A 17,862-nucleotide genomic window follows, 5' to 3' on the forward strand; every position below is an offset into this window, starting at 1 on the left:
ATTGATACCCTTATTCCACATTGTTTTTTTGCATTAGTTTAAGTATTGTGAGATTAAATATTAATATTACTATCATTACAATAAATGAAATAGCAGCTCCAGTATGCCAGTCTTCTACAAATAAGAATTGTTTTTCGATTAAATTTCCAATTAAAATTTGCTTAGAGCCACCTAATAAATCTGAGATAATAAATACTGTAATTGAGGGAATAAATACCATGATTATTCCTGTAGCAAGATAAGATAATGTTAATGGTATCTTTATGTAGAGCAAAATTTGCCACATTTTTGCTCCAAGATCTTTTGCGCCTTCAATGTATTCAGGTTTGATTTTTAAAAGTCCTGTATATATTGGCAAGACCATAAAGGGCAGAAAATTGTATACCATCCCGATTATTACAGCTTGCTCATTGTAGATTAAATCTATATTGCCTAGTCCCATTACTTCGAGCAAGTTATTAATAATTCCATTTTTTCCTAATATTCTTATCCAAGCGTAAGTTCTAAGTAGGGTATTAATCCACATAGGAAGTATTATCATTATTATGAGTATATTCTGAGTGCTTTTTTTTGATATTGATATAAACCATGCTGTAGGGTATCCAATTAGAATACAAAAAATGGTTGCAATTAATGCAAGCTTAGTACTTCTTGAGAAAATTCTTAGGTAGCTTGGTTCTAGCAGTCTGTTGAAATTTGCAAATGTAAGTTCATTATTCTCATTAAGGAATCCAAGGGTTATTATTATTAGAAGTGGGATTATAATGAATATGGATAAGAATAGAGTATATAAAATTAATGTTATTCTATTCATCATTATTGTTTTTTACCCATTACATGAATGTCATTAGGCTCTAAGAATATATCAACCTCTTCACCGACATTTGTAAGCTTTGTGCTTTGAATTAACCAGTTAGATTTTTCAATTTCTAGTGTCATTTCGTAATGTACACCCTGAAATATTGCTGAGGTTATAATTCCACTTAAATGTCCTTTGCCCTTGGGTAGTATCTTTACATCTTCTGGTCGTATTACAAGATCAACAGGTTCTTTATTATAAAATCCCTTGTCAAGGCATTCAAAATCTTTGCCAAACATATTAACAACAAATTCTTTCTCGTATGTTCCGTCAAAAATATTACTTTCTCCAATAAAATCAGCTACAAATTTTGTATTGGGTTCGTTATAAATTTCCTCAGGAGTTCCAATTTGAAGAATTACTCCCTCATTCATTACAACTATCCTATCGCTCATTGTTAAGGCTTCTTCTTGGTCATGAGTAACATAAATAAAGGTGATTCCAAGCTTTCTTTGTATGTTTTTAAGCTCTCTTTGCATTTCTTGTCTCATCTTTAAATCGAGTGCAGATAGTGGTTCATCTAATAACAAAAGTTTAGGCTCCATAACTATTGCCCTTGCAATTGCAACTCTTTGTTTTTGTCCTCCAGATAACTCATTGATGTTCCTATAAGCGAATTTTTGCATGCCAATTAAAGAAAGAGATGATTTTACTTTTTCTTTAATTAAATTTTTATTTATTTTTTTCATTCTAAGGCCGAATGAAATATTGTCAAAAACATTCATGTGTGGGAATAGTGCATAATTTTGAAATACAGTATTGAGCTCTCTTTTATTAGGACTAGTTTTTGAAATCTCTTTTGATAGGAAGTAAACTTCGCCTTCATTTTGATTTAAAAAGCCTCCTAATATTTTAATAAGTGTGGTTTTTCCGCATCCTGATGGACCAAGTAGGGTAATAAATTCGTTTTTTTTGATTTTTAAATTAATTGTATCTAGAGTTTTATTACTACTATTAGTGTAGTAATGACTTAAGTCTTTAATCTCTAAGATAAGGTTATTCAACTAATGGGACCCTCCTTTTTTATACATGCATCAATAAATTGCATGAGAGTAGATTATACTTTATATTAATTCTTATGTAAATAATTTTTATTTAATGTTTATTTTGGTAATTTAGTATCAAGTATGATTTTTCCAAATTTACCTTCTCTGTATTCTTTTATTAGTGTTTTTGATGTTCGTTCAATGTCTATTTCGCAGTTTTTATTTATAAATCCTCTTGCCTTTGCAAATTCTTTTAAAATTTGAAGTGACTCTGTTGAGTCTATATTATATTTATCCAATAATTTATTTTTATTATTATTGTGCATTTCTTTAAGTAAATAGAGTGAAAGTTCCGTGTTGTCTATTATTATTTTCTCTTTTATCATGTCTAAGATTGCGAGTTTTTTTGCAATCTCTTGGTCTTCTAAATTATGCCATAATATCCCTGGCATATCAAAGATATTAATTTCTTCATTTACTTTAACGATTTGTATATTTTTTGTATGCCCTGGTTTGTTTGCAACACTTGTACTTTTTCGCCCTACTAATAGGTTAATTATTGATGATTTGCCAACATTTGGAACTCCAATTACTAAAACTTTTATCTTTTCTGTATAAGTTTTAATTGTTTTCACATTTGCTGTTTTTTTTATGATGTCTATGATTTGTTTTTTCATTCCTTTTTTGTAAATATTGCTAATTATCACATTGTTCCCAATAGACTCGAAATATGCTTTCCATTTTAAAATTTCTCTTTCAAGTGCAAGATCTGATTTGTTTAGAAGTATTATTTTATCCTTTTTTGCATTTTTAATTAATTTTTCAGTTAGTGGATTTTTACTGCTAAGAGGAGCTCTAGCATCAAGTATTTCTAATACAATATTTGTTCTCTTAAGATTTTCATTGATTAATTCTAAAGCCCTTTTCATGTGGCCAGGAAACCAGTTTATTTTATTTGACATTTTTAAATTATAGTTTAATTTAAGCAGATATAAAATTTTTGTATTTTTGTGTTCTTAAATCTATAATTAATTATGTTTTTTTAAAAAAATTATATAGAGCATAATTTAAAATTTTTATAAAAAGTTAGGTTATAGGAGGTTTTAATATTAATAGAGAGATTAAAAGAGGTTTAATTGTTTCTTGTCAGGCGCTTGAGGGTGAACCATTACATAGTAGTTTTATTATGTCTAAGATGGCCTTAGCAGCAGAGATGGGAGGAGCAGTTGGAATTAGAGCTAATGGGATAGAAGATATTAACAAAATAAAAGCAGAGGTTAATTTACCGATAATAGGCATTATTAAGAGAGTTTATGATAATTCTTCTGTTTTTATTACTCCTACTATGAAGGAAATTGATGAACTATGTAGGGAAGGAGTTGATGTCATTGCTCTTGATGCTACTCTAAGAGAGCGTCCCGATGGACTCTTATTATCTGATTTTTTTAATAAGATAAGAGAGAAATATCCGAATCAACTCTTAATGGCAGATATTGGCTCGTTGGAAGAAGCTATTAATGCGGATAAACTTGGGTTTGATTTTATTGGTACAACTTTGCATGGATATACAAAGGAGACCGATGGGTTAAATATTGCAGATGATGATTTTTCCTTTTTAAAGAAATTACTCAAATGTAATTTTAAATCAAAATTAGTGGTTGAGGGTAAAATTGATACACCTCTTAAGGCTAAGAGGACCTTTGAGTTGGGGGTTTCTTTTGTTGTTGTAGGAGGTGCTATTACAAGGCCTATGGAAATTACAAAAAGTTTTGTTGAGAAGATAAATGAGGTTGGGAAAGTTTGAAAATATTTATAATGTTTATTGTGTCTTTTTAGACAAATAGGAGTTTTTATGGGAAAATTTTTTGAGAATGCTCAAAAATTTGGGCGTTCTTTTATGTTGCCTATTGCTATTCTTCCTGCAGCGGGATTGTTTTTAGGAATTGGAGGATCTTTATCTAATCCGGCTACTGTTAGTGCATATTCTTTTCTAGATATATTTTTCTTGCAGTCAGCATTTAAAATAATGAGTACAGCGGGTGCTATTATTTTTGTTAATTTAGCTCCGATATTTGCAATTGGAGTTGCTGTTGGACTTGCAAAATCCGACAAGGGAACGGCAGGACTTGCATCTTTTATTGGATATCTTGTTATGAATGCTACTATTGGTATTTTAGTTGATATGTCAGGAAAAGCTGAAGTCTTATCAAGCGGAGCTGTTGGGTTAATACTTGGGATTAAAACTTTAGAAACAGGTGTTTTTGGAGGAGTTGTTGTTGGTATATTAACTTATTATCTTCACAATAAGTTTAATAAGGTTGAACTTCCAAGGGTTCTTGGGTTTTTTTCAGGGTCTAGGTTTATACCGATAATAGTTTCTTTTTCTAGTATTCTTCTTGCTGTGTTTATGTTTGTTTTTTGGCCATTTATGCAGTCTGGAATTAGTAAAGTTGGTGTTTTGGTAGATTCAACAGGTTATGTTGGTACTCTGATTTACGGTGTTTTTTTAAGAATGCTTGGTCCTTTTGGTCTTCATCATATATTTTATTTACCTTTCTGGACAACTGGTCTTGGTGGTTCTGAGATAGTTAATGGTAAATTAGTGGAGGGAACTCAAAACATTTTTTTTGCTGAACTTGCAGCTCAAGGTACTGATAGATTTTTTGTTGGAACAAGTCGTTTTATGAGCGGAAGATTTATTACTATGATGTTTGGATTGCCCGGTGCTGCTTTTGCACTTTATCGACTTGCAAAACCTAGTCAAAAAACAAAAGTTTTTGGTCTTTTGTTGTCTGCAGCTTTGACTTCCTTTTTGACAGGAATTACTGAGCCTCTTGAATTTTCTTTCCTATTTGTAGCACCAGTTCTTTATGTTATGCATGCTGTGTTTGATGGTTTTGCATTTATGCTTTCTCATATTTTGCAAATTACAATAGGGCAGACTTTTTCTGGTGGATTTATTGATTTTATTCTTTTTGGAATTTTACAAGGGAATTCAAGAACAAATTGGATATTAGTTCCAATGGTAGGTGTTTTTTGGTTTTTCTTATATTACATTACTTTTACTTTCTTGATATCTAGATTTGACTATAAGACTCCAGGAAGAGAAGATATTCTGGATTCTAATGATTCATCATCTTCTTCTTCTTTGAAAGAATCCAGTGAGGGAACTGTTGCATCTCAAGTGATTGCAGGTCTTGGAGGAGCTGATAACATTGTTGAGCTTGATTGTTGTGCAACAAGGCTTAGAGTTACTGTCAAAGATCCTCTTAAGGTTTTAAAAAATACTCTGGAGAATACTGGAGCAAAGGGAGTGCTTGTTAAGGGTAGTGGAATTCAGGTAATTTATGGGCCTGGAGTTAGTGTACTTAAGAATGAGATAGAAGAGATTCTTGATAATTAAGTTTGATGAATGCAGATAAAAAGCAAGTGATTTACTTGCTTTTTATTTTTTTAATAAAATCAACTGCATATTTTGTGAAGTAAGATGTGTTTTGAGCACTTCTATAGCTGTGATTCCCAACAGGAACATGAGAGTGATAACTTTCAATAAGTGTAATAGGTATTTCCTTTTTATAGCCTCCATACTCACTTATAAACTGACTTATTTTGCTAGAATCTACTGTTGGATCCTTAGGAGGATAAATTATTATCATAGGGGTCTTTATCTTATCAAATCCATGTGAATTAATTAGCTTAACAAGCCCCATCATTGCAATTATTGAATCTACTTGTTGCAATTTTGAATGAAATGTTTTAACCACTTCGTGTTCGACTCTCTTATTTTCTCTTGTTTCAAACTTGTTGTATCCACCTGTTACAAGATATGCAATTTGGCGTCCCCAAGGATAGTAAATTAAGTTTGTTCTCTTATCTTTAGGAGAAATATTAGGAGATATTAAGACAGTAGAATGTATTTCGGTTGGGTAGGTTTCTAATGCCCAAATAGCAGCAGCTCCACCGTTTGAGGTTCCAATAATTATTAGTTTTTCTCCTATTAACTTCCCAATTTGAATAGCTTCATCAATATCCCTTAACCAGTCTTGAGTTTTAACACCTTTAAGTGCATCTTTTTCGTCAATTCCGTGTCCTTTGAATCTTGTAAAAAAAATATTTGCATTTAAAGCTTTGGCTATGTTATGTGGAACGGGATAAATTCCGTTTTTGGATGACCCAAACCCATGAAAGTAAACAACAGAATATTCCGTTATTTCTTTACCTTTGTTCCATATGATTTCTTTTTTTGTATTTTCTTCTAAATTGAACTTAGATTCTTCAAACAATAAGTATTGATCCAGTTCTTCAAGTTTATTAGGAACTTTGATTTTTATAAATTCATTCTTAAATTTTACTCTTGGACTGACTAGTATTAAGAGAAGTAAGAATATAAAGATGAAAATAACATTTTTAATGTTCATAAATTATTTTCCTTATGAGTAGAGTCGTAAAGAGTGTCTAAATTTTCTTTACTCAATTTCTGGGAGCAATTGTTACATGCCCCTGAATAAATGATTTCAATAGATTTAGTTCTCCATTCTTCTCCAAGTTTGTCTTTCAGAATATCTTTAATCTCATCAAGTTGTATAGGGTAAACTTGGTTGCATTTATTACACTTAAAGTGAGCTATTGTAGAAGACAAACTTAGGTAAAACCTTGTTTCTTTCTGGTCAGTCGTTTTTATGTCTTTTAAAATATTGCGTTCTTTCAAAATGTTTAGTGTATTGTATACTGTTGCTTTTGATAAACTTGGTATTTCTGTTATTAATTTATTATAAATTTCTTTTGCTGTAAAATATTCCCTTGGATTTGATGCTATATGTAAAATTATCCTATTCCTTGAATGAGAAGCTTTCATTCCCAACTCTGTTGTTAATGCTTTTAACAAGACAGGGTCATTAGTAATACCTACTTTTTCCAAAGTGGAATGCACTTCCATTGTGTCATTATCCATATAATAAACCTTTTATTATTTAAGATTAAGTACTTTAATGTCCTTATGAAATAATTTTATAACGATTTATGAATATTTTACTACTGTCAGCTATTTATTTTCATATTTTTTATGTTTGGGTAGAAGAGTAGGTTTTTTATTTTTGAATTTATCTTTATTTTGTTATCAAAATTATTATTCATTGGGAGTAATAATAAATTCAGGCTCAAAGAATAATCATTCAAATCTTCGGTTTTTACTATATTGTAAGAGCCTCCTATATTTAAAATAAACCATCTCTTACTTCCTCTTTTTGCAATTTTGTAGTTAATTGTGTATATAATATATTTTTCAATATGTAAAAAACTAATAAAAAAATTGCTATTTTGGTCACTTCCTTTAGATATTAAAAATTCTGTGCCGTTAATATACCCTTTAATATCTTTTTTTGTTTCAATAATTTTTTCGTAAGTGTCATAGTCATTATATCTTGCAGTAATCTTTATGCTTGTTTCTTTATCAACTTCAAAGATGGGTATCTCTAGGCTTGAATATTCAAGTAAATAATTTTTGTTGGTTGTCTTTAAAAGCTTGTCATCCAATTTTATATCAGAAGGCCATACTATTTTGATGGATATAAAAAAGCTTGCAAGGTTTTCGTCTAAAAAGAAATCAATTATTGATTTCTCTTTAGTATTGAAATTTAAATATTGTCTAACTCCTAAAATTTTCTCATTTGAGAATGAAAATGAGCTTTCAATAGTTGGTTCTATAATGATGTCTTTTTTTGATGAAACTTTAAAATAGGTTCTACAAGAGTCTAAAAATTCAGCTTTTCTTTCTTTATATTTTATTTTGCTCAGTTTTCCTTCTTCAAATTTCACATTATATTTTGAATGAGATAGTGTAAAATTTCCTTCCATGTTGTATTCAAGGTTTTTGCTTGTAATAGACTCTAAATTGTTTGAGTGATTGTCAAAGTTTTTACTGGTTAAAAATTCTTTTAAAGAGTTTTCATTTATTTGATATTCTTTTAATCTTTTGTTTTGAAATTGTAGAATTAATGCTTGTTCTTTTAATGAATTAAATTCTGGAATTTCTAGGAAGTCTGTCACTATTTTAGTACCTTCTAGGTTTTGTATTTTGATGCTATAAAAGTTCGTATCTAGTTCTTTTAAGGAGAGTAAAAAATTCTTTAATTCTTGATTATTGTACACTTCTTTAATTTCGTGAAAGTAAAGAAGTGTATTTATGTGATTCTTACGTATTTCGGGGTCTTGAATTTCGGATAAGAATTGACAATTATTTTTGTAAAAAACTAAATACTTTTTCTTATTTTTTGCATATCTTATTCCTTCTATATAGTTAAAATTAAGCTTTCTATATAATTCAAGTACTTTCTTTCTTAATTTTTCCATCTTATATATATAAAACATAGGTGGGTTATCTTTGAACAAATCTTTATATCCACTACTAAATGGATTCTTTAAAGCCCAATATAGGTCTACATGTATTTCGTCGTGTAACATGTATTCATGGGGGCTACCGCTGTAGGTGCTTGGAATATAAATATCTTCATTATTTTTAAGTCTTTTAAAAAACCATTCATTTAGTTCTGGATTTAATTTTAAAATTTCAAAAAAGTATGTTGGAAATGTCCAATGTATTTTATAATATATTTTTTTATTTTCAATTAAGTATTTTGTATTTGATAAGATAGAATACAACTTGCTTTCAGCAAAAGCAGTTATTGAGATAATGACAATATAGGTATTTGATCTTCTAAATTTTCTAAACAACATAAGAAATCTTATATAAGTATATATGAGATTAGTATAAATGATATTTGTTTCACAGTAAATTATTAGATAGTTTCTGTGATTTTAGTCTTGATTAATGAATAAAAAAAAATTATATTTTTATAGTGATATGTATGAAGTTTATGCTAACTTTATAATGTTAGGTTTAAATTTAGTTTTGATACTTAAAAGGAGTAAAATTTATGGCTAAGGAAATGTATTTTAATGAAGATGCTAGGAAAAGTTTACTCAGCGGCATTGAAAAATTGTCAAATGCTGTAAAGGTAACTCTTGGTCCTAAGGGGAGAAATGTTTTAATTGATAAGAAATTTGGATCTCCTACGGTTACTAAAGATGGGGTTAGTGTTGCTCGTGAGATTGAACTTGAAAATTCCTTTGAGAATATGGGGGCACAACTTTTAAAGGAAGTTGCTATTAAGACAAATGATGTGGCTGGTGATGGAACTACTACTGCTACTGTACTTGCTTATGCAATTGCTAGAGAGGGACTTAAGAATGTTTCTTCTGGCATTAATCCAATTGGAATAAAGAAGGGAATAGATCATGCTGTATCTTTGGCTGCTGATAAGATCCGTAAGTCTGCAAAGAAAATTACTACTAAGGAAGAAATTGCACAGGTTGCGTCTATTTCTGCAAATAATGATAATTCAATAGGTGAGAAAATTGCTGAGGCAATGGATAGAGTTGGAAAAGATGGAGTTATTACTGTTGAGGAGTCAAAGACTTTTGACACTACAATTTCTTATGTTGAGGGTATGCAATTTGATAGAGGATATTTGTCTCCTTACTTTTCTACAAATAAAGAAAACATGAGTGTGAGCTTTGATGATGCTCTTATTTTGATATGCGAAAAAAAGATTAGTACTATTAAGGAACTTTTACCCGTTCTTGAAAAGGTTTTAAATACAAATAAGCCTTTATTAATTATTGCTGAGGATATTGAGGGAGATGCTCTTGCTGCTCTTGTTTTAAATAGTGTGCGTGGGGCATTAAAGGTTTGTGCAATTAAATCTCCTGGGTTTGGTGACAGACGTAAGGCGATTCTTGAAGATATTGCAATACTTACTGGGGGAGTACTTGTTAGTGAAGAATTGGGACTTACTCTTGAAAATGTCGAGCTTGAACAACTTGGACAGGCTAAATCAGTAAAGGTAGATAAGGATAATACTACTATTATTAACACTGGAAATAAAGAACAAATAAAAGAGAGAACAGAGCTTATTAAGAAACAAATAGAAGAGACAAGCTCTGAATATGATAGAGAAAAGCTTCAGGAGCGTCTTGCTAAGCTTGTTGGTGGTGTTGCTGTTATTAATGTTGGTGCTGTTACTGAAGTAGAACTTAAGGAGAAGAAACATAGGGTTGAGGATGCTTTATCTGCTACTCGTGCTGCTGTTGAGGAGGGTGTTGTTCCTGGTGGAGGCGCTACTCTTATTGAGGTGGCTATGTATCTTGATACTATTGATACAAGTAAGCTTAGTTATGAGGAAAAGCAAGGTTTTGAGATTGTTAAGAGAAGCCTTGAAGAACCAATGAGACAAATAATTTCTAATGCTGGCTTTGAAAGTTCTATTTATATTCACCAGATTAGAACGGAAAAAAAGGGACTTGGTTTTGATGCAGCTGGGTTTAAGTGGGTAAATATGATTGAGAGTGGGATAATTGATCCTGCTAAGGTTACAAGAAGTGCTCTTCAGAATGCAGCTTCAATTGCAGGACTACTTTTAACAACAGAATGTGCTATTACTGAAGTTAAGGAAGAAAAGAGTGGTGCTGGTGGTGGGTATCCTATGGATCCTGGAATGGGAATGATGTAGGTTAGTTTCGCTTTTGAGTGTATTTGTGTTAAGGAGCTATACTTGAGTGAAAATGAATTTGTATTTTGCATTGGATATGATGGCTCTAAGGCAATAATAGATAAGGAGCTTTTAAGACAACATAAAGGTAAGAGTGTAGAAGAACTTTTTGAACTTGGACTTTATAGGAGTGCTTTTAGTAAAGCTCTTTATAGAGATGATGATTCTCTTATTGAGTATTTAATTGAAGGATATAACAAGATTAGTAAATCTAATTATAGTAAAAGAGAGGAGCTTAAGCTCCTCTTTGGAGTAGTATATCCGGACGATATTTCTAAGATAAAAGTTATTTATGTATAAAGGTTAGGAGATTTTATGTTTATATTGCAAGAATTTAGCCATAGCAGTAGTTTTTTTAGGAGTTTATTGGTCTTTGTTCCTGTAATTGCTATATTTTGGTTTTTAGTAATATCTCCTCAACGTAAAGAAGAGAAGAAAAAGAAGGAAATGATACAAAACCTTAAAAAGGGTGATAAGGTTTTAACAGTAGGCGGGATTTTTGGAATCGTTAAAAAGATTAGTGATACTGAGGTTGTTCTTGAGTTGAGTGCAACTTCTGATGTAAAATTTGCAAAAACTTCAATTGAAAAGGTTATTTCTGAAAAAGTTGAAGGTAAAAGTTAAAGCTAGAAAAGGCAACTTTATTACATTTTAAATTAAAATATGAAGGTATATTAAAATGAATAAACTCTCTAAATTTATACTAATACTGTTTGTAACATTTTTTGCTTATCTTTTAATATCTCCCACTTTAAAGTGGTATTTCTTTATGGAAGATGAAGATAAGAGAATTAGTTCATATTCAAAGGAAGCTTTGAAGGATTATTCCAAGAAGAAGGCTTTTGATGCTCTTGTTAGGCTTAAAGAATTGTATCAAAAGGATCCGGATGCTAAGCTTCCGGATGATTTAAAATATTTAATTCCAGTTGCAAAGAATAACTATAAAGTTTATGGAAAAACTTTTCCTGGGTCTTTAAGTGTTAAGGATTTGCGAGATGGGTTTTTAACTGATTCTGATATTGAAGAACTTAGCCTTGAAATTTATAAACATTATGAGAGTATAAAAAGGGATAAAAGTAGAATAATACAGCTTGGTCTTGATTTATCTGGAGGAATGAGTATTACTATTTCTCTTGATTATTCAGGTCTTGAGAAAAAGTTGGGACGAAGTTTGAGTTCTTTGGAAAAGGAAGAATCTATTGAACGTACAATGCAAATATTGAAAGAGAGAGTAGATACTTTTGGACTTACAGAGCCTAAGATTACAAGAGAGGCAGGTGGAAGTAAAATTTTCTTAGATATTCCGGGAGAGAGAGATGAATATCGTGTTGATTCTCTTTTAAGTGGTAAAGGTAATTTAACTTTTTATGTTGTTGACGATGAAAATACTTCTATACTTAATACTAAGATATTGGAGTCTGGGCCTCTTTTTTCTATTTTTGACATTAAAGAAAGTATGAATCTTGGAGAGAATAAGAAAATTTTCCCTTGGTATGTTAAAGATTCTTATGGTGTTGATGATGAATCTAGTGTTCGTTATTATGTTGTTGACTCTAGTGTTGAAAATTCTTTTGATGGTGCACATATTAGGGATGCTGGGGTATCAAACGACCATAGAACCGGTAGAGATATGGTTACATTTAATTTAGATAACGAGGGGAGTGAAAAATTTTTTGGATTTACCCAAAGGAATATTGGGAAGGCTTTGGCTGTAGTTATGGAAGGTAAGATTAAATCGGTAGCGGGTATTAGTTATGCTATTGCTGGAGGTAATGTTTCAATTCAGGGAGATTCTTTTGATAAGAGAGAGGCTAATGAACTTGCACTTGTATTTAAAACGGCGGCTTTTCCCGTTGAAATAAAAATAGATGATCTTAGAGTTATTGGTCCTACTATTGGAGAGAAGACAGTCGAACTTGGAATAAAGGCATCTCTTCTTGCTCTTGTTTTGGTGTTTCTGTTTATGTTTATTTATTATAAGGTTAGTGGTTTTGTAGCGGGATTTTCATTGGTTGTTTATAATATATTTTTAATTTTAGCAATTCTATCGGCTTTTAATTTTACTTTAACTCTTACAAGTATTGCAGGTCTTGTATTAACTATGGGTATGGCTGTTGATATTAACATAATTATTTATGAGCGTATTAAAGAAGAAATGAGAAATGGACGTAAATTTGAAAGAGCATTTGAGGATGGGTTTAAGAAAGCTTTTTGGACAATAATGGATTCAAATGTTACAACTTTTATTGCTGTGCTATTTTTGACTCTTCTTGGAACAGGAATCATTCAAGGTTTTGCGTGGTCTTTGTCTGTGGGTATTGTAGCATCTCTTTTTAGCAGTTTAATCTTCTCAAGGTTTATTTTAGAGGTTATTGTTTCTTGCAATAAAAGCAAATATGTAAGTATCTCTTGGAGTTCAAATTATGCAAAAAGTGTTTAATTTTTTGAAATACGGAAATAGAGTTTTAGCAGTTAGTCTTTTTGTGATTTTTTTAGGTTTTGTTTGTACTTTTATGTATCATAATGGATATAATTGGGGAATAGATTTTTCTTCAGGAGTTAGTATTAATTTTGTCATAGATAAACCGGGCATTAAAGATGATGAAGTTAAGAGGATATTATCTTCAGTTTATAAAACATTTGAAGTTAATGAAATTATTTCAAGTGATGATTCTAGGAGTCATTTTTCTATTATAGTAAAATCAGATGTTACTGATTATAATTTTAAAAAGAGTATACAAAACACTTTACTTGAAAAATTAGAGACAGAATATAAATCTCATGTTGAAATACTTGACTCTTATTTTATTGATTCAAGTTTTTCATCTACTTTAAGGACAAAATCAATGCTATTGGTTTGTCTAACATTTACACTTGTTTTAGTTTATGTGGCGTTAAGATTTAGATTGAGTTATGCGATTGCGTCAATATTTGCAACAATACATGATATATTTTTTGTGATTGCTTTTTTGGGTACATTTAGGATAGAGGTAAACAGTTCAATAATTGTTTCAATATTAACTATTATTGGATATTCACTGAATGATACTATAATTATTTTTGATAGAATTAGAGAAAATTCTAAGAAACTTACGGGTACTTCATTTTTAAATGTTTTAAACATAAGTATTAAACAAACTTTATCAAGAACCATTTTAACATCTATTACTACTTTCGTTGCTGTGCTATCTATTTATATTTTTACTGAGGGTGCCATAAAAGATTTTTCTTTAATATTTATGGTAGGCGTGGTTGTTGGTACTTATTCTTCAATTTTTATAGCATCTCCTATTCTTTTAAGTCTTTATAAAAAGATTAAATAATGTTTTTGTTATAATATGATGATATGAAGTTTTTTGATTTTGGCTCGTTGGGGTTTTATAGATTTTTCGACTTTCAAAAACATCTCAATTTCAGTATTTTTAGGTATAGTTTAATAAACTATTATTCTTACAAGGAACAATCAAGTCTTATTAATGATGCTAATTTGCTTAAAGATAAAATTGTATTTTTGGATAAGATTTATAAAGATATCATGAGGGTTGCTGGCAATGCTTCAAAATCAAATGAAAATTTAGATTTCAATAAGGAAGTCTTTTATGATGCTTTAAATATTATTAAAAATTTAATAAAAAAGTATTATCCAGAATCTGAACTTTTAGACTTAGAATGCGAGACACTTTTAGGTGATGAAGAACTTTTTAATAAATTCTTAGATAAACTTAGATATTTGAACTTTAGGGTAGATATTAGGCAAAAGATTGAAGAATTTGACAAGAAAAGCAAGACATCATGCTCTTGCATAAAAATTGCTACTTTTTTTATTCAACAAGAATTTTTAGAAAGGCTTACAAGTACGCTTGATTTCTTTTCTAATGAAGCTAATAACAATAATTTGAATTTAATCAATAAAGAAATTGGCGATTATTATGAAAAAGTAGAGCAGATTAAAATAAACAAAAACATTAAAGAAACACATAAGAAATTTATTATAGAGCATACGAAAGAAAAAATATCAAGAATTATGAAAGAACATAGTCTTGATATATCTAAGTTACTTGTTAAGGTTTCTTTGCTAGATATTACTATTCAGTGTTTTGAGACTTATTATTTAAATTTATTGGAAACACTTCACATACTCTTGTCAATAAATAATATTATTGAAATTGGCTTAGATGAACTACCCGATGCCATTTTTAATGAATGGAATGAGTTTATTTATTTGCGTAGGAAGGAATTTCAAAAACTTGTTTTAATTTCAGATTATGTTTTTCAAAAAAGGATAATATCTACAATAAATGCCGGAGGATGGAAATTTACATTTTTTACTCTTGCTCCTCGTCAAGGCGATATTGTTCAATGTTCAATAGATATTAATAAAAATTTTAGTAATATTGAGGAGGGCATTAAAGAATATGAACTCAAGATAAATAAACTTGGAGAACTTAAGCTTGAGTGGGAAAAAAATTTGAAAAATTTTGAACATTTGTTTGATTAGAATTTCTAAGTGTATATTTCTTTCAGTCTTTCATAAATTTTTTTTACTTCGTCATTAATTATTTTGGGAACTTCTACTATTATATTAACCTTAAGATCTCCTTTGATGGTATTTCCAAGTGCTGGCATACCAAGACCCTTTAAGCTAAGAATCTCTCCATTTTTCATATCTTTTGGTATTTTTAATTTTATTTTTTTACCCTCAATTGTTTCAAAAATTTTTTCACTGCCCAGAGCTATTTCCCATGGATATACATTAATGTTTGTTTCTAAATTTCGTCCCTTTAAATTAAAATTTTTATAATTTGCTATGTCGAACTTTACAATTAAGTTACCTCTTTTGCCAGAAATTGGATTAATATCACCTTTGCCATTAATCTTTAATTTAGTAGTCTCTATTGTGCCTTTTGGAATATGAATTTCAATTCTTTCATTGTTTATTACTACTGATTTTTTTCCTCCCATGTAGGCATCATATAATGAAATATTAATAGTTATCTCTTTGTCTTTAGGTACCCCTCTTGTAGAGCTTTTAAAGATGTCTGAGAAAAAGTCGAAATTTTCAAAAGATTCAGAACGAGTACTCTTAAATCCTTTATCAGAAGGTTCTCTGTTATAATTGGTGTTTTTAAAATTATCATAATTGGTTCTTTTCTGAGGAGAAGATAGGACTTCATAAGCTTCATTTATTTCTTTAAATTTTTCTTCAGCAAATTTATTTCCTTTATTTTTGTCAGGGTGGTATTTTATGGCTAGTCTTTTATATGCTTTTTTTATATCTTCAATCGTAGCATTTTTTTGTAATCCAAGTATGTTGTAATAGTCTTTAGTCATTAAAGCCTCTGTCCTTATTTGTTATTTTATACTGAAGTTATTGTAATTTATTTTAATATTTTATGTTATAATCAAATTTAAATTTTTAAAGATAGTTTATATGGTAATTAAGTTTTTACCTTTAAGTGATTTGAGTGTTTATATTGATCTTACTGATTGTTTTGAGTATTCGTATTATGGCAAGGTATTAAGTGAGTTAGGTTGTTATTTAAAAAATTTGGGTTATCCAAAAGTTAAAACACTTTATGTTAAATATGAGGATTTGCCTTACAGGAGTGGTTCTCATTTAGAGCCTTTTCTAGCTTCTTTATCTGAGAGTATTAATTTTATTGAATTGGACGAGTTTACATTTGAAGTTCGTCCTCAAGATATTACGCCTTCTCTTTTAGGAATTTTAAATGATTTTTCTGTTAGCAGAATTAGTCTTGATGTAAAAAGTTTTTCTTCAAAGTTTTTAGGGATTATGGGTGCTTCTCATATATCTTTTAAAAAGGTCAATATAGCAGTTGATAATATTCGTAAATTTAATTTTGATTTGAATATTGACTTAAATATTCAAATTCCTTATCAAGAAAAAAAACATTTAAAGCTTGATTTAGTAAGATTAGTGGGATGTACACCTGAACATATATGTCTTTCGGAAATACCAATTGAGGAGAGAAATTTTATTACAAATATTTTTGTAGATGTTGTTTGTGATAACAATAAGGATAGCGCTGAAGATTTTTGGTTTTATGCTCTTGACTTTTTGGAAAACAATGGTTACATAAATTATGAGATTTCAAATTTTGCTTTAAAAGGACATGAGAGTAAACATAATTTAAGATATTGGGAACTTAAACCATATTTAGGTCTTGGAATGAAATCCGTGAGTTTACTTATTGGTGTTGATGGTGATGAGTTTAAGGCTATCATAAGGAAAGATAATAATTTTTTAAGCATAGAAGAATCTTCTGCGTCTTTTGAGATATTAAGTGACCTAGATTTCTTCATTTATCATTTTATGACAAATTTTGGTACTAAAAAAGGTCTTGACATTTCTCTTTTAGAGCGTAGGTTTATATATGAGCAAAGAGATTTTGTTAAATTTATTGAGCATCTTTTAAGTCTAAATAAGGCAGTTATTTTTAGTAATAATATTCTTTATTTAGATGGACATGAAAGATTTAGGTTGGATTTTTATCTGAGAGTGATTAGAGAATATTTAACTAACAATTCTTTTAAAGTAAAATTTAAGCTTCTTTGATTTGTCCATTTTGATAATATATAACTTTAGTATTTTTATGATTAAAGATACCAATTTCAAGTATTCCTGGGAATAGTTTAAAGTATTTCTCAACTCCTTCAGGATTTTCAATATTCATTGCTACATCTAAGATATAGTTATTGTTGTCAGTTATTATTGGTCCTGCTTTGAGTTTGCAAGTTCTTAATATAGGATTAAAATTCATTTTTTTTAATCTGGTCATAATAAATTCAATAGAATCTTGAGCCACTTCAATTGGTACGGACGTTTTTTCTCCTAAAGCTTTTACAATTTTTGTCTCATCTGCAATAATTAATAACTCTTCAGAATTGTAAGCTACTACCTTTTCCATTAAATGAGCACCACCCCCGCCCTTAATTAACGCTTTTTTTTCTAATAAGATTTCATCGGCTCCATCAATTGTGATATCTATATTTTTGCTAAATGTTGCAAACTTAGATACATATGAGATTTCTTCTCTTGCAAGTAAATATTTAGTGTCACTGCTTGTTGGATAGAGTTTTAGATTCTTTAAATCTCCGGATTTTATTTTTTCGCTTAAATATTTAATTGCATAAAAAACAGTTGTACCTGTTCCAATTCCAAGATGCATATTATTTTTTACATAATTATCAATAGCGTATTGCGCAACTATTTTTTTTTGATCTTCCATTATGAATTATCCTTAACATCCTTAAAAATGTAATATTAATTATATCATTAAGGATAATATAATTAATATTATATATTTAAATGGCATTGTTCAGTGTTTGGTTCTCATAGAGATAGTGGTTAATACTTGTATTATTAACATTAATTTTATTTTGTGCTACC

General features: G+C 29.6%; 17 protein-coding genes. 9 read left to right on the forward strand and 8 right to left on the reverse strand.

The window, feature by feature from the left end; translation table 11 throughout:
• Positions 1-10: 10 nt before the first annotated feature.
• The 3 genes from DB313_RS03355 to ylqF form a co-directional block, all read right to left on the reverse strand.
• Positions 11-814, reverse strand: coding sequence for an ABC transporter permease (locus tag DB313_RS03355; protein ID WP_120104677.1), 804 nt, complete (start codon positions 812-814; stop codon positions 11-13).
• Between the two features lie 2 nt (positions 815-816).
• Positions 817-1,863 carry an ABC transporter ATP-binding protein gene (locus DB313_RS03360; RefSeq protein WP_120104414.1) on the reverse strand — a complete coding sequence of 349 codons (1,047 nt, stop codon included), beginning with the start codon at positions 1,861-1,863 and terminating at the stop codon, positions 817-819.
• Between the two features lie 98 nt (positions 1,864-1,961).
• Entirely contained in the window at positions 1,962-2,807 is an 846-nt protein-coding gene (ylqF, locus tag DB313_RS03365) for a ribosome biogenesis GTPase YlqF (protein WP_120104415.1), read from the reverse strand.
• Between the two features lie 146 nt (positions 2,808-2,953).
• Here ylqF and DB313_RS03370 point away from each other — a divergent pair, with 146 nt between their 5' ends.
• Both DB313_RS03370 and DB313_RS03375 read left to right on the forward strand, forming a co-directional pair.
• Positions 2,954-3,649, forward strand: coding sequence for an N-acetylmannosamine-6-phosphate 2-epimerase (locus DB313_RS03370; RefSeq protein WP_120104416.1), 696 nt, complete (start codon positions 2,954-2,956; stop codon positions 3,647-3,649).
• Between the two features lie 48 nt (positions 3,650-3,697).
• Positions 3,698-5,248 carry a PTS transporter subunit EIIC gene (locus DB313_RS03375; RefSeq protein WP_120104417.1) on the forward strand — a complete coding sequence of 517 codons (1,551 nt, stop codon included), beginning with the start codon at positions 3,698-3,700 and terminating at the stop codon, positions 5,246-5,248.
• A 31-nt stretch (positions 5,249-5,279) separates the two neighbouring features.
• Here DB313_RS03375 and DB313_RS03380 read toward each other — a convergent pair whose 3' ends face one another.
• The 3 genes from DB313_RS03380 to DB313_RS03390 all read right to left on the reverse strand — a co-directional run bounded on the left by DB313_RS03380 (position 5,280) and on the right by DB313_RS03390 (position 8,577).
• Positions 5,280-6,263, reverse strand: coding sequence for an alpha/beta hydrolase (locus DB313_RS03380; RefSeq protein ID WP_120104418.1), 984 nt, complete (start codon positions 6,261-6,263; stop codon positions 5,280-5,282).
• Complete coding sequence (locus DB313_RS03385; RefSeq protein WP_120104419.1) at positions 6,260-6,796, reverse strand: ferric uptake regulation protein; 537 nt, start codon at positions 6,794-6,796, stop codon at positions 6,260-6,262. The genes DB313_RS03380 and DB313_RS03385 overlap by 4 nt, the downstream gene beginning before the upstream one ends.
• 86 nt (positions 6,797-6,882) lie before the next feature.
• Complete coding sequence (locus DB313_RS03390) at positions 6,883-8,577, reverse strand: histidine kinase (protein WP_120104420.1); 1,695 nt, start codon at positions 8,575-8,577, stop codon at positions 6,883-6,885.
• 200 nt (positions 8,578-8,777) lie between these two features.
• On the opposite strand from DB313_RS03390, the gene groL reads away from it, so the two are divergent.
• From groL to DB313_RS03420, 6 genes are read left to right on the forward strand one after another with little or no spacing between them, the layout of a single operon-like run.
• The gene (groL, locus tag DB313_RS03395; RefSeq protein ID WP_120104421.1) at positions 8,778-10,412 is read left to right on the forward strand and encodes a chaperonin GroEL; all 1,635 of its coding nucleotides are present in this window, start codon (positions 8,778-8,780) and stop codon (positions 10,410-10,412) included.
• Positions 10,413-10,454: 42 nt separating this feature from the next.
• Positions 10,455-10,751: a hypothetical protein gene (locus tag DB313_RS03400; protein WP_120104422.1), complete on the forward strand. Its 297-nt coding sequence runs from the start codon at positions 10,455-10,457 to the stop codon at positions 10,749-10,751.
• Positions 10,752-10,766: 15 nt separating this feature from the next.
• The gene (gene yajC, locus DB313_RS03405; protein WP_120104423.1) at positions 10,767-11,075 is read left to right on the forward strand and encodes a preprotein translocase subunit YajC; all 309 of its coding nucleotides are present in this window, start codon (positions 10,767-10,769) and stop codon (positions 11,073-11,075) included.
• A 55-nt stretch (positions 11,076-11,130) separates the two neighbouring features.
• Complete coding sequence (secD, locus tag DB313_RS03410; RefSeq protein WP_120104424.1) at positions 11,131-12,891, forward strand: protein translocase subunit SecD; 1,761 nt, start codon at positions 11,131-11,133, stop codon at positions 12,889-12,891.
• Positions 12,875-13,774 carry a protein translocase subunit SecF gene (secF, locus tag DB313_RS03415; protein ID WP_120104425.1) on the forward strand — a complete coding sequence of 300 codons (900 nt, stop codon included), beginning with the start codon at positions 12,875-12,877 and terminating at the stop codon, positions 13,772-13,774. Before secD ends, secF begins: the two co-directional genes overlap by 17 nt.
• 23 nt (positions 13,775-13,797) lie before the next feature.
• On the forward strand, positions 13,798-14,949 hold the full coding sequence (locus DB313_RS03420; protein WP_120104426.1) for a hypothetical protein: 1,152 nt from the start codon (positions 13,798-13,800) through the stop codon (positions 14,947-14,949).
• A gap of 5 nt (positions 14,950-14,954) precedes the next feature.
• Here DB313_RS03420 and DB313_RS03425 read toward each other — a convergent pair whose 3' ends face one another.
• The gene (locus tag DB313_RS03425) at positions 14,955-15,782 is read right to left on the reverse strand and encodes a DnaJ C-terminal domain-containing protein (protein ID WP_120104427.1); all 828 of its coding nucleotides are present in this window, start codon (positions 15,780-15,782) and stop codon (positions 14,955-14,957) included.
• Positions 15,783-15,882: 100 nt separating this feature from the next.
• Here DB313_RS03425 and psgB point away from each other — a divergent pair, with 100 nt between their 5' ends.
• Positions 15,883-17,028: a HemN-related non-iron pseudo-SAM protein PsgB gene (gene psgB, locus DB313_RS03430; RefSeq protein ID WP_238614518.1), complete on the forward strand. Its 1,146-nt coding sequence runs from the start codon at positions 15,883-15,885 to the stop codon at positions 17,026-17,028.
• On the opposite strand, the gene rpiA is transcribed toward psgB, so the two are convergent.
• The gene (rpiA, locus tag DB313_RS03435) at positions 17,015-17,701 is read right to left on the reverse strand and encodes a ribose 5-phosphate isomerase A (protein WP_120104428.1); all 687 of its coding nucleotides are present in this window, start codon (positions 17,699-17,701) and stop codon (positions 17,015-17,017) included. The two genes, psgB and rpiA, sit on opposite strands and share 14 nt — an antisense overlap.
• Positions 17,702-17,862 lie beyond the last annotated feature (161 nt).

It is taken from the genome of Borrelia turcica IST7 (assembly GCF_003606285.1).
GTDB classification, from domain to species: domain Bacteria; phylum Spirochaetota; class Spirochaetia; order Borreliales; family Borreliaceae; genus Borrelia; species Borrelia turcica.

Excerpts from the sequence above, each read along its gene's own strand:
- DB313_RS03355 (WP_120104677.1), bottom strand. The coding sequence starts at position 814 with ATGAATAGAATAACATTAATTTTATATACTCTATTCTTATCCATATTC.
- DB313_RS03375 (WP_120104417.1), top strand. The coding sequence starts at position 3,698 with ATGGGAAAATTTTTTGAGAATGCTCAAAAATTTGGGCGTTCTTTTATG.
- ylqF (WP_120104415.1), bottom strand. The coding sequence starts at position 2,807 with ATGTCAAATAAAATAAACTGGTTTCCTGGCCACATGAAAAGGGCTTTA.
- DB313_RS03425 (WP_120104427.1), bottom strand. The coding sequence starts at position 15,782 with ATGACTAAAGACTATTACAACATACTTGGATTACAAAAAAATGCTACG.
- DB313_RS03390 (WP_120104420.1), bottom strand. The coding sequence starts at position 8,577 with ATGTTGTTTAGAAAATTTAGAAGATCAAATACCTATATTGTCATTATC.
- DB313_RS03385 (WP_120104419.1), bottom strand. The coding sequence starts at position 6,796 with ATGGATAATGACACAATGGAAGTGCATTCCACTTTGGAAAAAGTAGGT.
- DB313_RS03380 (WP_120104418.1), bottom strand. The coding sequence starts at position 6,263 with ATGAACATTAAAAATGTTATTTTCATCTTTATATTCTTACTTCTCTTA.
- groL (WP_120104421.1), top strand. The coding sequence starts at position 8,778 with ATGGCTAAGGAAATGTATTTTAATGAAGATGCTAGGAAAAGTTTACTC.
- DB313_RS03420 (WP_120104426.1), top strand. The coding sequence starts at position 13,798 with ATGAAGTTTTTTGATTTTGGCTCGTTGGGGTTTTATAGATTTTTCGAC.
- rpiA (WP_120104428.1), bottom strand. The coding sequence starts at position 17,701 with ATGGAAGATCAAAAAAAAATAGTTGCGCAATACGCTATTGATAATTAT.
- psgB (WP_238614518.1), top strand. The coding sequence starts at position 15,883 with ATGGTAATTAAGTTTTTACCTTTAAGTGATTTGAGTGTTTATATTGAT.
- secF (WP_120104425.1), top strand. The coding sequence starts at position 12,875 with ATGCAAAAAGTGTTTAATTTTTTGAAATACGGAAATAGAGTTTTAGCA.
- secD (WP_120104424.1), top strand. The coding sequence starts at position 11,131 with ATGAATAAACTCTCTAAATTTATACTAATACTGTTTGTAACATTTTTT.
- yajC (WP_120104423.1), top strand. The coding sequence starts at position 10,767 with ATGTTTATATTGCAAGAATTTAGCCATAGCAGTAGTTTTTTTAGGAGT.